This window comes from Saliphagus sp. GCM10025317, from assembly GCF_042663665.1.
Lineage (GTDB): Archaea > Halobacteriota > Halobacteria > Halobacteriales > Natrialbaceae > Natronosalvus.
In genome coordinates this window covers 1,574,747-1,587,419 of the sequence record NZ_JBHTAQ010000005.1, presented here as the reverse complement: position 1 = coordinate 1,587,419, position 12,673 = coordinate 1,574,747, and the positions used below count along the sequence as shown (strand labels likewise).

Genomic DNA, 12,673 nt, shown 5'->3' with positions numbered 1-12,673 from the left:
ATTGCGCCTGCTCCGCGTATAACTTTACCCACGAACGAACCACTACTCACTCCGTCACATCGTCCAACGCGAACGAGCCGTATTCAATCTCCCCCGCTCGCTCATATCGGAGCATGTGGACTCCCGTGCTCGACGTCTCGGCATTCGCCAGTTCGAGGGCCGTGGGGATCGTGCCGTCCCCGAACAACCGCTTCCCGTTTCCCAGGACCAGGGGGAAGATCCAGAGCCAGAACTCGTCGACGAGGTCGTGTGCGAGCAATGTCTGGATCAGGTCGTGGCTCCCCTGCGTCATGATCACATCCCCGCGCTCCTTCTTAAGATTCTCAACGGCCTCCACGACGCCTCTCGAGAGGAGCGTCGAATTGTTCCACTCCACCGCATCGAGAGTTCTGGAGGCGACGTACTTGGGCATACTGTTCAGTTTCGACGCCATGGGATCGTCCTCCGCATTGACGTGAGGCCAGTGCGCGGCGAAGATCTCGTACGTCTTTCTGCCGAGCAGCAGCGCATCGGCCTCGGCGAACTGGCCATCTATGACTTCGCCCATCTGCTCGTCCCAGTAGTTGACCGACCAACCGCCGTGTTCGAAACCGCCGTCACGGTCCTCGTCAGGACCACCCGGTGCCTGCATCACGCCATCGAGTGTAAGGAACGTTCCAACAACAAGCGTACCGGTCGTTTCGTTTGTATGATTCTCGCTCATTCATCCGATTAACGTGAAAACAAGCGATAAAGGTATCATCCGTAGATGCCGCTTTGCTGAATACAACCTTTGGGCCTTGTTTAGACGCAGCAGAGACTAGCTCTCGCACCTCGCGCTCAAAGTGCGAAACCGTACTGTAGGATGCCGACTACCGGATTCACCTCGCCCGAAATGACGCTCGACTCTCCTATTTAGGAGCGTCTAAACAATGCTCAACCTCTATATTCAGCAGACAACTCTTATAATCTACTGAGGATTACAACAAAACGTCCTAATCGCGTTTCAGATACCTCATAATCGGGTTCTACATCCGGAAGAGTAGGTTTGGTCTCTGTTCGAGGGCCGATTATGAAGATAGTCTAGAAATGATTGCACGATGAGGATCTTCCTCGAGAGCAAGGCTTGTGTCCCAATCGTCGAGTATGAGGATTCTCGAGGCGATTAGGGGCCATTCACGTATGTTTCAGTGATTTCTGAGACTGATGGTCGAGTGAGGTCCGTTTCGTGATCGGTACTCGCTACGTAGATGCAGGGCACGAAGCGTCAAACGTGCATAACCGGTTCGAGACGCGTTCTATGGTGTGTTTACCTTCTTGAAAAGTGTCTCAGTCTCTTCGGAAATTCTGGTGCTGTCTAGAACCCAAAACCGATAGCAGGGAACCGATTTTGAACTTTCGAGTCGTGTACTGACCGGGCCTACGATCGACTCGAGCGGGTGAGTGAGATCCCTCCGGAGAAGCCTCTAAACCGCCGAATCCGATTTCGTCAGATTGACTTGAGGCTCTCTTCATAGTGTTTCTCTTCCTGGTAACCGCCAACCCGGAAAACGCAAGAGGGAAACCGATTATGAATTTTTTGAGAGCGTGATTTGCCCCACTTTTCGGGTCACTCTCTTTCTCCTATTCACGTCTGTCACTGCCCTGGAAGCCATCTCGAGCGATAACCCCACTCAGAAATCTCTTCCTAGATTCGTTCATAGACCACTTCTACACACTTCTTCCGGACCACTACCGCGGTTATGATCACCAAGCTAGTCTGGGCAATACGATCATAGAAGCGCTCATCCCTCTGTGAACTCCTCTATTCGTTAGGGAGCATGTTCAGTTCGCACCCATCTGTACCGGTTAGTTCCATTCAATGTGGTTGAAATAAAAGGGCTCGATGTGCTGCATCCATTCTCTCTATGCAGCACGGTGGTTCAAACCTATCACTCTCTGAGGGGTTCAACAGAGCCGTATTTCTGTTTTTGGTCACCTGGGAGGCGAGTCGACGCCGGACTGTGACTGGGGCTGGGAGGGCGACGGCTCGCTTCCTGGTTCTTCGCTAGAGAACCGGCCGAACAGCAAGCCCGTCACCGAGTGGGGACTGTGGCGTCTGAGGATCAGGATCACGTTGAGCAGGAAGAGCGCGGCGCCAACTGTGACCGAGAGTCCGCCGAGGGTCGAGACCGTTTTCGAGAGCGCGAACGCGTCGCTGACGACCAGCAACCCCACCCCGAGGACGAAACAGACGAAGTCAGCGCGTGCCACCCGGTCGTCGTAGAGGTCGTCGATCATGGGCACCGGTTCGAGACCGAGCCGGTCGCTGTAGCGGTGGACCCAGACGATGAACGGAACCACGTGGTAGAGCGTCCCGAGGACGACGAAGCCGACGACGCCGAGGATCAACAGCGAGAAGGCGCCGGGGGCGCCGAAGAGCGTAGCCGGGTCGAGCGGGTCGCGCAACAAGGCTGGGCCGGTCCAGATCGCCCACCCGCCCATCGCCGCGGTGAGGACGGCGTACCGACTGAGCATCGGCGTCCAGGGCACCTGTGCCTCGAGGAGCCGACGGGCCAGGATCACGCTCATTCCGAGGGCGCTCGCGACGACGAGGATCGCACCCACGCGGGCAAGTGGCGCGACGTCGAAGAGTCGACCCCCGGCCAGCGCGAGGACACCTACGGGATGGCCGACCGACTCGAGCTGACGGAGCGGGAGGTCGATTCCGTGGAGACTCGACTGGGTGAACATCGTAGCGAGCTGGTAGAGCGCCCCGTAGACGGTCGTGAGGACGGCCCCGTAGAGAGCGAGGGTCGCATGGCTCATCCGGACCGATCCGTGGCTCACAGGGGTATCTGCGAGAATCGGCCGCGTTAGGCCGGCCGCGAGAACCACGCCCAGGCCCGTCAACAGCACGAAGAAGCCCAGTGCGATGGCGAAGTGGCGCTCGGTGACGTCCCACGGCCTGGCCCGGCGGAGCGTTCGCCCGACGTTGTAGACGAACGTCCAGAACCCCGCGAGCATCACGAACCCGCCGAGCGGGAGCCAGCGGTACGCGCCCACCAGAAGCGCGGCGGCGAACGCGAGGAGGCCGGCGACGACCAGCCACAGTTGCGCGCTCGCCAGCCGCCTCGAGTGGATGGCGACGCCCGACCAGACCGGGACGAACTGGGTCATCGCGCCCATAATCGTCACGGCGACCCAGCCCACCAGCAGGAGGTGGACGTGCGCCAGCCCGAGATTCCCCGGAACGAGGGTTCCGCCGAACGACTGGACGGCCCCCGCGAGGGCCCCGGCGAGCAACAGCCCGGTCCCAACCAGGAAGTGTCGAAGAGGGATCGTCATGGGCGGACCTCGATCCGCGTCGATCGATCCCGGTATCGCGCTCATAGTCAGTGAAAGGGGCTCGAGCTACCTCGAGATGGTTCCGAACATATTCCGGTCGGCGTTCGCTGACGGGTATTTTGGCGGTAAAGCGGCGAGCGATGAGCAACGAGAGCACCCTTCCTGAGAAACGAGAAACCACAACCCAGAAACGCGACGCTCAGAACGTCAGAACGGCGCGTCTGAACTGCCCCGGCTCGGCCCTGTCGCGCCCATCGAGCGCTCCATCGGATTGGACCCGATGTCGCCACTCGGCTCGTGATCGACCGCACCCGTCTCGAGGAAGGCGGCTTCGACCTCCTCGAGCTGGGCGTTGATCGCCTCGCTCTGGTGGTGCATCGGCGCCGCGCGAACCGAAACGAGGTCGTACTCGTGGCGCTCGGAGAGACCGTTCCAGGCCCGGAACGAGCCGATCGTGAGGGTGTGCGTCTGCGGGCAAAACGGCGTCGTCGGGGTGAACTCCGCCCGGAGGACCGCGGGGTCGTCGCGGTCCCGGGCGTACCGGTAGCCGGCGCCCGGGTGGCGGGTGTCCAGGTTGAGCCTGGCGAGGTTGTAGTTGAAGGTCATGTCGTAGACCTTCCGCTCCTCGAAGCAGTCGCGCGTGAGCCGATGAAACGCGAGGTGATCGTCGCCGGTCAAGATGTCGTGCTCCTCGAGGGACGGCCCCGGCTTTGGCACGTTTTCCGGAACGTACTCGTCGTAGCCGTCGAAGAGGTCGTCCGCGCCGAACGGGGATCGAAAGCCGCGCATACCAAACGAGAGGGGCTCCGGCACCCTATGGGTGGTCCCGGACATATTCGCGTCGAGCACATCTGGCGCATCTGGCGCATCGAGCGCTTCGGGCACATGGGACCATCGAGCGCGTCGACATTTCGGACCGATTTATACCCTTTCGTCCCAACACGTTCGCCAATGGTCTTCCCAGGAGTCCTCGCAGGCGGGTCGCTGGTCGACGTCGCCGTCGTCCTCGTGGCCACGGGCGTGATCTGGATCGGGAGCGGTTGGCTCGAGGGGTCGGCTGATACGCTCTCGACGTACTACGAACTCCCGGCCGTCGTCCAGGGATCGATCGTCGTCGCCGTCGGCTCGAGTTTTCCGGAACTCGCGAGCGTCGTGTTCACGGCGATCGGAGGAACGTTCGACATGGGGGTCGGCGCGATCGTCGGCTCCGCGATCTTCAACATCCTGGTTATCCCCGCACTCGCCGGCATCTTTTCAGACGGAACCATGGAGACGAACCGGGCCATCGTCTACAAGGAGGCCCAGTTCTACATGATCGCCGTCTCGGGGTTGATCATCACGTTCGCGCTGGCGGTCATCTACAACCCCGTCTCCAACGGCTCGGGACTCGGCGGCGAAATCACCCGTCCGCTGGCGATGCTCCCGATCGGGCTGTACGGCCTGTACCTCTTCATCCAGTGGCAGGACGTCAGCGATTACGAGGCCACGGAGGCGAAGCCATCGATCGACCTCGCTCGAGAGTGGGCGAAACTCGCTGGTGGATTGCTCCTGATCCTCGTAGCGGTCCACCAGCTGGTAGGTAGCGTCGAATCGCTCAGCACGACGTTCGGCATCCCGGAGTTCCTCGCCGGCGTCACGATTATCGCGGGCGCGACGAGCCTACCTGACATGCTGGTGAGCATCCGGTCGGCTCGAGGCGGAAACGAGGAAACGAGCCTCGGCAACGTCCTCGGTTCGAACACGTTCGACCTGCTCGTGGCGATCCCCATCGGCGTGTTGATCGTCGGGACGGCCGCGGTGGACTTCGCGGTCGCCATCCCGATGTTCGGCGTGCTCACCCTCGCCACGGTGGTCCTCTTTGCGGTCATGCGAACCGACCTCTCGTTGACCACCCGGGAGGCGTACCTGCTGCTCGTGAGCTATCTGGTGTTCGTCGGCTGGGTGATCGCGGAAACGATCGGCGTAACCAACCTGATCAGGGGCGTTTGAGATCTGTCGTCGCTCGAGATTTGGACGTGAGCGCGTCGCTCGAGGCCCGGAAACCGAATCGATTCGGGCGAATCCCCATGGGCCCGGGATCCGTGCATACCACTATATGTCAGAACCGACCGCCGATTCCGCCGCACCCACCGAACGCGCTGTCCTCGAGGACCTCGAGGGCGCGCCCCACGCCCGCGTCTTCGAGGGCGAACCTCAGACGATCAGGCTCACGCTCTCCGCCGGCGATTCCATCGCACCCCACCAGCACCCCGACCGACAGATCGTCTTCTACGTGCTCGAGGGACGCCTGACCGTCACACTCGACGAGGACGAACACGAACTCGAGGCCGGCGATATCGTCCGCTTCGACGGCGACCAGTACGTCTCTCCGAAGGCCATCGAGGACAGCGTGGCGTTGCTGGTACTGGCCCCTCGAGTCGACTAGCGATTAGTGATTAGCGCCCGCCGTTATCGACGGGACGCACCCTTCGAGGCCAAGAACGATCGTCCCTGGAGTCGTACGAGCAGCGTGATCGCCGGAACGATCACCCTCTACATCGCGACCAGCGTCGACGGATTCATCGCCGACGATGACGGCGACGTCGAGTGGCTCGAGGCGTTTGAATCGACGAGGGAGAGCCAGGGTGACGGCGGGTACGACGCGTTCTTCGCAGATATCGACGCCCTCGTGATGGGCGCGAATACGTACGAACAGGTGCGGTCCTTCGGCGCGTGGCCATACGAGGATCGGCCGACGTGCGTGTTAACTCACGACGATACCGAACCGGTCGTGGACTCTGTCGATACCGTCGAGTTCGTCGACGAACCGGTTGCGGACCTCGCGCTCCGCGGCTCCGAGATCAGTACGCCAGTATCTGGCTCGTGGGTGGCGCTCAGGTCGCTCGGGCATTTCTCGAGGCGGGACAGGTAGACCAACTTCGTCTGACCATCGCCCCAATTCTGCTCGGTGGCGGAATTCGTCTGTTCGGGACGAACGGACCGAGAAACCGGTTGAAGCTGGAAGAAACGACGACGCTCGAGAACGGGCTCGTCGAGCTTCGCTACGGGATCCAGGAGTAGTGTTCCCCTCGATGTCGGTCGGACAATTGAGGTCAGTGGACCGGAGGGGCGCCCACTGTGGGTTTGTCAGAGGAACGACCACGCTTTCGGTGACGCCCTCGAGCACTTCGTCGACGGATAAACCGCCGAATCCCGTTCGAACCCGCCCAGCCGAACTACGGCGGATACGTCCCGGTCAACTGCGTCTGTGCGATCACGTGCCCGTCTATCGCCCTGCCGAGTTCGTCGGCCGAGGAGCCCGCCTCGAGGTCGAACATGGCGTCGAGGGCGTACGCTTTGAATCGATAGGTGTGCTCGGCGTCCGGTGGCGACGGCCCGCCGTAGCCGACGCCGCCGAAGTCGTTCTCGCCCTCGACGGCGCCTGCGGCGTCCCAGTCCTCCGGAATCGTGGTCATCTCCGGCGGCACGTTCCACACCAGCCAGTGGACCCAGATCCGCCCGGCCGGTTCGACGGCGTCTGGATCGTCGACCACCAGGACGAGCGAGTCAGCTTCGTCCGGTACCCCCTCGATCTCGAGTGGCGGATTGACGTCCCGGTCGCCGCGTCCGTACTCGTCGGGGATGCGCTCGCCGTCGTCGAAGGCGGGGCTGGTGAGTCGGAGGTCGCCCCGCTGGTCCACTCTCGAGAGAGCGGGGTTGTCGTCGTCGCTGTTCCCACCGCCGGAATCGCCGGGGCCGCCGAACCCGCCGAAACACCCCGCGAGAATCGCGACGAGTGCGGTCGTAATCGTGCGTCGTGGCATGTTCATCTCCGTTCCTGTCGCGGCTCAGGTTCGCGTTCTCGAGCGGCTTCCCGGACCGACGTCGTCATCTCGTGCAAGACGACGCTCTCGGCCTCGAGTCGGTACAGTCGTGAAAGTCGAGCGCTCGAGTCGGGTGTGTGGACCACTGCCAGGGGAATAAAACACCCACCTGTCGACAGCAGAGGTCTCCCGGTCCGATCGGTAGCGGATGTCGTTCGCCGTTCCCCGGTCGAGGGCGAATACGCAATCACGCCGAGAGCGCCGTCACGCGGAGGCGACGGGTTCGCGGTCCGTCACAGTCGACGAACAGGATCGACTGCCAAGTCCCGAGCGCGAGTTCCCCGTCGACGATTGGCACCGTTACGCTCTCCCCGAGGATCGTCGCACGAAGGTGGGCGTCCGCATTGTCGTCGATCGCATCGTGATCGTAGCCGTCCCCGCGCGGGAGTAGTCGCTCGAGGGCGTCCTCGAGGTCGGCCAGGAGTCGCCGTTCGTTTTCGTTGACGATCACCCCGGCGGTCGTGTGCGGGACGAAGACGGTGCACGTGCCGCTCTCGACGGCGTCGGGAAGGGCGTCTTCGACGGTCGACGTCACGTCGACGACGTTGAGTCGGTCCGTGGTCTGGATCTCGAGTTCCATCGTTGTGTTCGAGTATCGTTTCGTGTCGTTCACCGTAATTCCCGGCGTGAATAACGCGGTTACTCCCGCGAGAACAGAAGTTCCTTCGCGGGATCCTCCGCGACGACCCACCAGTTGACGTCCCGCTTCGGGTGACGTCGCTCCACGTGCTCGCGAAGGTGCTCACCCGTGTCGAAGTCGACTGGCGCTCGGTCTCGAGGTGTGACGAATTCGGGCGAGGTTATTACTATAAAAAGTATAGCTGTCGTCGAAACGGCGGCAGAACTCGAGCGATCGACGGGAAACGGGAAATGAAACGGCTACTGGCCGGCCGCGGACGGAACGGGTTCTTCGACCTCGTTCGCCGTTACGTCGGCGACTCGAGCCCGGTTCACCTCTCCGATGCGGTCGACGACGGTTTCGACGAGGTCCTCGAGGGCCCCCTGGACGGGGCTCGAGTCGTCCTTGACCGGCGGGACGTCGCGCTCTTCGGCGCCGAACTCGGGATTGAGGGGAAGTTTCGCGAGCAGCGGGACGTCGTAGTCGGCGCTGATGCCGTCGCCGCCGTCGCGGCCGAAGAGGTCGTGCTGGTCGTCGCAGTTTGGACACTGGAAGGTCGACATGTTCTCGACGATACCCAGGATCGGCGCGTCGTGTTCCTGGAACATGCGTAGCCCCTTCCGGGTGTCGTCGACGGCCATCTGCTGGGGCGTCGTGACGATGACGGCCCCCGCGACGGGCATGAGCTGAAGGAGGTTGAGCGTAGCATCGCCAGTTCCTGGCGGCAGGTCGACGATGAGGTAGTCGAGGACGCCCCACTCGACTTCCTGGAGGAACTGGGTCATGATGTTGTTGACCATCGGCCCCCGGAGGATAGCCGGGTCGTCCGCGTTCTCCGTGAGAAAGCCCATGCTGATGACACGGACGCCGTCCGACCGGGGCGGGACGAGTTCCTCGTCAGGGGTAATTCCGGGTTCGCCCTCGATCGGCAAGATGCGCGGGACGTTCGGGCCGTGGATGTCCGAGTCGAGGATGCCGACCCGCGCACCCATCTTCTCGAGGCCGGCCGCGAGGTTCGCGGCGACGGTCGTCTTGCCGACGCCGCCTTTGCCGCTCGAGACGGCGATCACGTTCTTGACTCGGGGGAGAATCTCCTCGTCGAAGCCGTGGTCTGTGCCCACGTTGGCGCGAACGTCGGCCTCGAGGTCCGCGTCGAGGTCGGCGACGACCTCGCGGATGCGATTCCCCATCGTCATCTCAGCGGGGGCGTAGGGCGCGTTGAACGCCAGCGAAATCCGGGCGGTGTCGTCCTCAATCGAGATGTCGTTGACCAGGCCGAGCGAGACGATGTCGTCCTCGAGTTCGGGGTCCTGTACGGTTGCGAGTTGGGTACGGAGGTCGGATGCGGATACGGTCATAGGTTCAGTTTGGTTTGAATCGGTAGTCGGTGTCGTTCGTCGCTCGATACGCGGGTCGAAGGGCGGCGATGAAATTAGAAGAAGATCACGTCGAGAATCACCGTCTTGATGAACATAGCGGTCCACAGGAGCGTGGTCAGTCCAACGAGGTAGACAACCCCGAGGGTCGCCGTCTTTCTGTCGCGGGGCTCACCGAGATACCACGCCAGGAGGACGACGTAGACCGGAACCAGGATGATCCCAAAGATAAGCCACGTGCCGGGGCCGAACTCCATTACGCGTTCACCTCCATTGGGGAGTCAGCCGTCGGAGTCGATTCGGCCTCGTCGTCGTGACCCCGCAGTTCCTCGATCGCGTGGAGTTCGACGACCGGGATGACCTTCGCGACGAGCATGAAGAACGTGATGACGATGGCGATGGTCCCGACCAGCGAGGAGAGCTCGACGAGGCTCGGGACGTACGATCCGGGGACGCCGCTGTAGAGGCTGAACGTCGGATGCATGAGCCCCTCGACGACGAAGAGGATCTTCTCGACCAGCGTCGCACAGAGCACCGCGACCGCCGCAGCGATGCTGCGCTTGAGGCTGAACAGCGACGGGCGGAGCGTCTGGGCGAAGACGTACGCCATCGTTCCGAAGACGAGGCCCATCGACACCCAGTACAGCGGCTGAGCGAGTTTGGCGTGCATCGCGTAGTCGACGTCGACCGGCGGCGCGAAGACGCCGTTGATGACCTGCTGGAGCTGGAGCCAGAGGAACAGCAGACTGAAGAAGCCGAGCCACAGCAAGAGCCCGCGGAACACGTCGTCGGTGATGATGTGGTCCCAGTCGTAGGCCCGTCGGAACGCGTAGGAGGCGATCAGGACGCCGCTGATGGCCGAGGTCAGCGCGATGGTCAGGAACTGGGGGCCCTGAATCGCGCCCGACCAGCCCGGCATCGACGACAGCAGGGCGAACAGCCACGGGATCACTCCCCCGTGGAGCAACAGCGGCGCGAGGATGATGATCCCCAGCGCGAGCCACCAGACCATCCGTTCGACGACCTCGTCTTCCTCTTCGGTGTACCCGATCGTCAGCGCCCGGTACAGCGGCTCGAGTCGGTCCGGGAGGTCGTCGCGAAGACGCGTCACGTCGTAGCGTATCGTCAGTGCGAGGTAGGTCGCGGTCATCACGAAGTAGAGCGTGATGACGGTCACGTCCCAGACCAGCGGCGAGGTGTGGATCGTCTCGTGGTAGTTGAGCAGGATGCTCGTGACGATTCGGTCCGGCCGGCCGACGTGGATGATGATGTACAATCCGGCCGCCGTCAGGCCGGCAATCGTCAGCAACTCCGCGAGTCGGGCGACAGGCTTGTACCGGTCCATCCCGAGGAGGCGGACCGCTGCCGATAGGATGATCCCACCGTGGGCGATCCCGACCCACCAGATGAACGCGCCGATGTACAGCCCCCAGGTGACGCCGCCGCTCGAGCCCCAGTCCCCGAGACTGGTGACGATGAGGCCGTCTCGAAGCTGGAGTCCCCAGCCGATCAGGAACGCGAGGATTCCCAGGGAGACGACCGCGAGCAGGCCGTAGTATCCCTTCGAGGTGCGCTGCATCGGCCGAACGATGTCCGCTTCGCTCGGACGTTGGGTGCTCACGGCGAGACACCTCCGGCGAACGTGCCGTCGTCGAGCACTTCCTTCCGGCGGTCGAGTTGTCCGACGTCCTCGTAGGCCACGGGCCCTTCGACCTGTTTCGCGTCGGGGCCCGGTTCGTTCCCAACGAAGACGACGTTCGGGTCGGTGCCGAGTTCCTCGAGCAGCCGGAACGTCGAGACTTTGTTCTCGGTCCGGTTGGGGAACGTCTCGCGGTCGTTGGGGGTTTCCTCCCGGACCTGCTCGAGGTAGCGGTTGGGGTCGCTGTCCTCGTCGTTCATGTCCCCGAAGTGGATGGCATCCATCGCACAGGCGTCCTCGCAGGCGGTCGTGCCGATCTTGTCCTCGCCGCGCTTGCCGTCCTGGCGGGAGGGGCACATCGTACACTTGCCCATGACGCCCTTCGGCGGCCGGCTGTCGACCCGGCGATCGCGCCCGTCGTAGACGTGCTCCGGATCGAGTTCCGACTGCGGGGTGTCGGGTTCGCCCCACTGGAAGTAGTTCACGCCGTAGGGGCAGGCCACCTGACAGTACCGGCAACCGATGCAGACGTCGTAGTCAGTCAGGACGAGGCCGTCCTCGGTCCGCTTGTGTCTGGCCGTCGTCGGACAGACCTTCTGGCAAGGGGCGTCCGAACAGTGCTGGCACGTCCGCACGAGGAAGTTGTGGCCGTCCTGGTCGGGCTCCTCGTAGGTGAAGACGTACATCCAGTTGGCCCCCATCGAGGTATTGTTCTCCTGGCTGCAGGCGACCACGCAGGCCAGACAGCCGTCGCACTTCTCGAGGTCGATGACCATCCCGTACTGCGTGCCCTCGTCTTCGCCCTCGCCGGCGGCCGCGGCCGGGTCTGCGCCCTCGGCGCTGTCCACCGTGGCCCAGGTGCCGAGTCCGAGGAAGAGTCCCGCGGCACCCATCTTCTTCATCACCTCGCGGCGGTCCATCTCGCCGTCCTCTTCGAGGGCAGCCAGTCTGTCGGCCAGCGAACGCTCGTCGTCGACGTCTTCGAGCCCTGCCAGCTCCTCGGGCAATTCGGTGTCGTCGACCTCGAACTCCTCGACGACCGCGTCGTGGTAGCGCGCGGCGAACTCGGCTTCGGTCAACTCGCCCGCGACGAGGCGCTGGGCGTCCTTGGCCATCGCCAGCCCGAGATCGGCGTCGTACTCGCCGTCCTCGAGTAGTTCGCGCATCTCCGCCTCCCATTCTTCGGTGTGGAGCGCCTCGAGCGTCTCCGTGGCGTCGCCGGATTCGGCTTCGTCGGCGCTCATACGCGAGCCCACCTCGGCGTCAGCGTCGTGAATAGTGCGATCATGGCTGGAGCTATTCGACGACGACGGCGCCTTTCATGCCCATGCTGACGTGGGGCGAGCAGTAGTAGGTGAAGGTGCCCGTCTCGTCGAAGGTGTGTTCGAAGGTTTCGCCTTCGTCGCTCAGCATCTCGCTCTCGAAACTTTCGTCCTCGGCGATTACGTCGTGTGGGCTGCCGGCGCCGGTCCACTCCCAGACGACGGTCGTTCCCGAGTCGACGACGATGGCTGCGGGGCCGTACGCGAAGCCGTCCGAGCCGGCACCGACGTCGACGGTGACCTCGGACTCGCCGGTGTGGTCTTCGACGCCATCGTAGTTGTTGGCGTCGTCGAGGTAGCCGTCGAAGTCGTAGTCGCCGCCGCCGTTCCCGTTCCCGTTGCCGTTCCCGCCATTTTCACTTTCATCACTGTCCCCGTTCCCGCCGCTAGCTTCCTCGTCCTCGAGACACCCGGCGAGTCCGCCAAAGACGAGCGCTCCCCCGACGGCCCGTAGAAATCGCCGTTTCCGTTTATCGTGTACAGTCATGATACCTCTGGCAGAAGTATGGACGACGGATATAGGATTTCAGTGGTGGTTTCCAGACCAC

Annotated in this window: 15 protein-coding genes; 4 read left to right on the top strand and 11 right to left on the bottom strand. The window is 62.9% G+C overall.

Translation table 11 applies throughout. The annotated features are described in order from the left end of the window. Window positions 1-46: 46 nt before the first annotated feature. The 3 genes from ACFQS4_RS09780 to ACFQS4_RS09770 form a co-directional block, all read right to left on the bottom strand. Window positions 47-703: a dihydrofolate reductase family protein gene (locus ACFQS4_RS09780; RefSeq protein ID WP_497901326.1), complete on the bottom strand. Its 657-nt coding sequence runs from the start codon at window positions 701-703 to the stop codon at window positions 47-49. 1,250 nt (window positions 704-1,953) lie between these two features. Beyond that, window positions 1,954-3,351, bottom strand: a complete 1,398-nt coding sequence (locus ACFQS4_RS09775; RefSeq protein WP_497901325.1) for a hypothetical protein — start codon at window positions 3,349-3,351, stop codon at window positions 1,954-1,956. A gap of 162 nt (window positions 3,352-3,513) precedes the next feature. Further along, window positions 3,514-4,095 carry a DUF7998 family protein gene (locus ACFQS4_RS09770; protein WP_497903178.1) on the bottom strand — a complete coding sequence of 194 codons (582 nt, stop codon included), beginning with the start codon at window positions 4,093-4,095 and terminating at the stop codon, window positions 3,514-3,516. Between the two features lie 162 nt (window positions 4,096-4,257). Between ACFQS4_RS09770 and ACFQS4_RS09765 the strand changes: the two genes are divergently transcribed. From ACFQS4_RS09765 to ACFQS4_RS09750, 4 genes are all read left to right on the top strand, one after another. After that, window positions 4,258-5,295 carry a sodium:calcium antiporter gene (locus ACFQS4_RS09765; RefSeq protein ID WP_497901324.1) on the top strand — a complete coding sequence of 346 codons (1,038 nt, stop codon included), beginning with the start codon at window positions 4,258-4,260 and terminating at the stop codon, window positions 5,293-5,295. A gap of 106 nt (window positions 5,296-5,401) precedes the next feature. Beyond that, entirely contained in the window at window positions 5,402-5,731 is a 330-nt protein-coding gene (locus ACFQS4_RS09760; protein WP_497901323.1) for a cupin domain-containing protein, read from the top strand. An 84-nt stretch (window positions 5,732-5,815) separates the two neighbouring features. Next, the gene (locus tag ACFQS4_RS09755) at window positions 5,816-6,217 is read left to right on the top strand and encodes a dihydrofolate reductase family protein (RefSeq protein WP_497901322.1); all 402 of its coding nucleotides are present in this window, start codon (window positions 5,816-5,818) and stop codon (window positions 6,215-6,217) included. Continuing rightward, window positions 6,169-6,366, top strand: coding sequence for a dihydrofolate reductase family protein (locus ACFQS4_RS09750; RefSeq protein WP_497901321.1), 198 nt, complete (start codon window positions 6,169-6,171; stop codon window positions 6,364-6,366). The genes ACFQS4_RS09755 and ACFQS4_RS09750 overlap by 49 nt, the downstream gene beginning before the upstream one ends. A 155-nt stretch (window positions 6,367-6,521) precedes the next feature. Here the strand turns inward: ACFQS4_RS09750 and ACFQS4_RS09745 are convergent, their stop codons facing one another. The 8 genes from ACFQS4_RS09745 to ACFQS4_RS09710 form a co-directional block, all read right to left on the bottom strand. Further along, window positions 6,522-6,986, bottom strand: a complete 465-nt coding sequence (locus tag ACFQS4_RS09745) for a YbhB/YbcL family Raf kinase inhibitor-like protein (protein ID WP_497903177.1) — start codon at window positions 6,984-6,986, stop codon at window positions 6,522-6,524. Window positions 6,987-7,111: 125 nt separating this feature from the next. Continuing rightward, window positions 7,112-7,255 carry a hypothetical protein gene (locus ACFQS4_RS09740; protein WP_497901320.1) on the bottom strand — a complete coding sequence of 48 codons (144 nt, stop codon included), beginning with the start codon at window positions 7,253-7,255 and terminating at the stop codon, window positions 7,112-7,114. Window positions 7,256-7,356: 101 nt separating this feature from the next. Then, window positions 7,357-7,749, bottom strand: a complete 393-nt coding sequence (locus tag ACFQS4_RS09735) for a secondary thiamine-phosphate synthase enzyme YjbQ (protein ID WP_497903176.1) — start codon at window positions 7,747-7,749, stop codon at window positions 7,357-7,359. Between the two features lie 299 nt (window positions 7,750-8,048). After that, window positions 8,049-9,146, bottom strand: a complete 1,098-nt coding sequence (locus tag ACFQS4_RS09730) for an Mrp/NBP35 family ATP-binding protein (RefSeq protein WP_497901319.1) — start codon at window positions 9,144-9,146, stop codon at window positions 8,049-8,051. 74 nt (window positions 9,147-9,220) lie between these two features. Then, on the bottom strand, window positions 9,221-9,421 hold the full coding sequence (locus ACFQS4_RS09725) for a hypothetical protein (protein ID WP_311136822.1): 201 nt from the start codon (window positions 9,419-9,421) through the stop codon (window positions 9,221-9,223). After that, window positions 9,421-10,785, bottom strand: coding sequence for an NrfD/PsrC family molybdoenzyme membrane anchor subunit (gene nrfD, locus ACFQS4_RS09720; RefSeq protein WP_497901318.1), 1,365 nt, complete (start codon window positions 10,783-10,785; stop codon window positions 9,421-9,423). The genes ACFQS4_RS09725 and nrfD overlap by 1 nt, the downstream gene beginning before the upstream one ends. Then, entirely contained in the window at window positions 10,782-12,047 is a 1,266-nt protein-coding gene (locus ACFQS4_RS09715) for a 4Fe-4S ferredoxin N-terminal domain-containing protein (protein ID WP_497901317.1), read from the bottom strand. Before ACFQS4_RS09715 ends, nrfD begins: the two co-directional genes overlap by 4 nt. Before the next feature lie 52 nt (window positions 12,048-12,099). Next, window positions 12,100-12,612 carry a halocyanin domain-containing protein gene (locus tag ACFQS4_RS09710; protein WP_497901316.1) on the bottom strand — a complete coding sequence of 171 codons (513 nt, stop codon included), beginning with the start codon at window positions 12,610-12,612 and terminating at the stop codon, window positions 12,100-12,102. Between the last annotated feature and the right edge of the window lie 61 nt (window positions 12,613-12,673).

Excerpts from the sequence above, each read along its gene's own strand:
- ACFQS4_RS09780 (WP_497901326.1), bottom strand. The coding sequence starts at position 703 with ATGAGCGAGAATCATACAAACGAAACGACCGGTACGCTTGTTGTTGGA.
- ACFQS4_RS09775 (WP_497901325.1), bottom strand. The coding sequence starts at position 3,351 with ATGAGCGCGATACCGGGATCGATCGACGCGGATCGAGGTCCGCCCATG.
- ACFQS4_RS09770 (WP_497903178.1), bottom strand. The coding sequence starts at position 4,095 with ATGCGCGGCTTTCGATCCCCGTTCGGCGCGGACGACCTCTTCGACGGC.
- ACFQS4_RS09765 (WP_497901324.1), top strand. The coding sequence starts at position 4,258 with ATGGTCTTCCCAGGAGTCCTCGCAGGCGGGTCGCTGGTCGACGTCGCC.
- ACFQS4_RS09760 (WP_497901323.1), top strand. The coding sequence starts at position 5,402 with ATGTCAGAACCGACCGCCGATTCCGCCGCACCCACCGAACGCGCTGTC.
- ACFQS4_RS09735 (WP_497903176.1), bottom strand. The coding sequence starts at position 7,749 with ATGGAACTCGAGATCCAGACCACGGACCGACTCAACGTCGTCGACGTG.
- ACFQS4_RS09730 (WP_497901319.1), bottom strand. The coding sequence starts at position 9,146 with ATGACCGTATCCGCATCCGACCTCCGTACCCAACTCGCAACCGTACAG.
- ACFQS4_RS09725 (WP_311136822.1), bottom strand. The coding sequence starts at position 9,421 with ATGGAGTTCGGCCCCGGCACGTGGCTTATCTTTGGGATCATCCTGGTT.
- ACFQS4_RS09715 (WP_497901317.1), bottom strand. The coding sequence starts at position 12,047 with ATGAGCGCCGACGAAGCCGAATCCGGCGACGCCACGGAGACGCTCGAG.
- ACFQS4_RS09710 (WP_497901316.1), bottom strand. The coding sequence starts at position 12,612 with ATGACTGTACACGATAAACGGAAACGGCGATTTCTACGGGCCGTCGGG.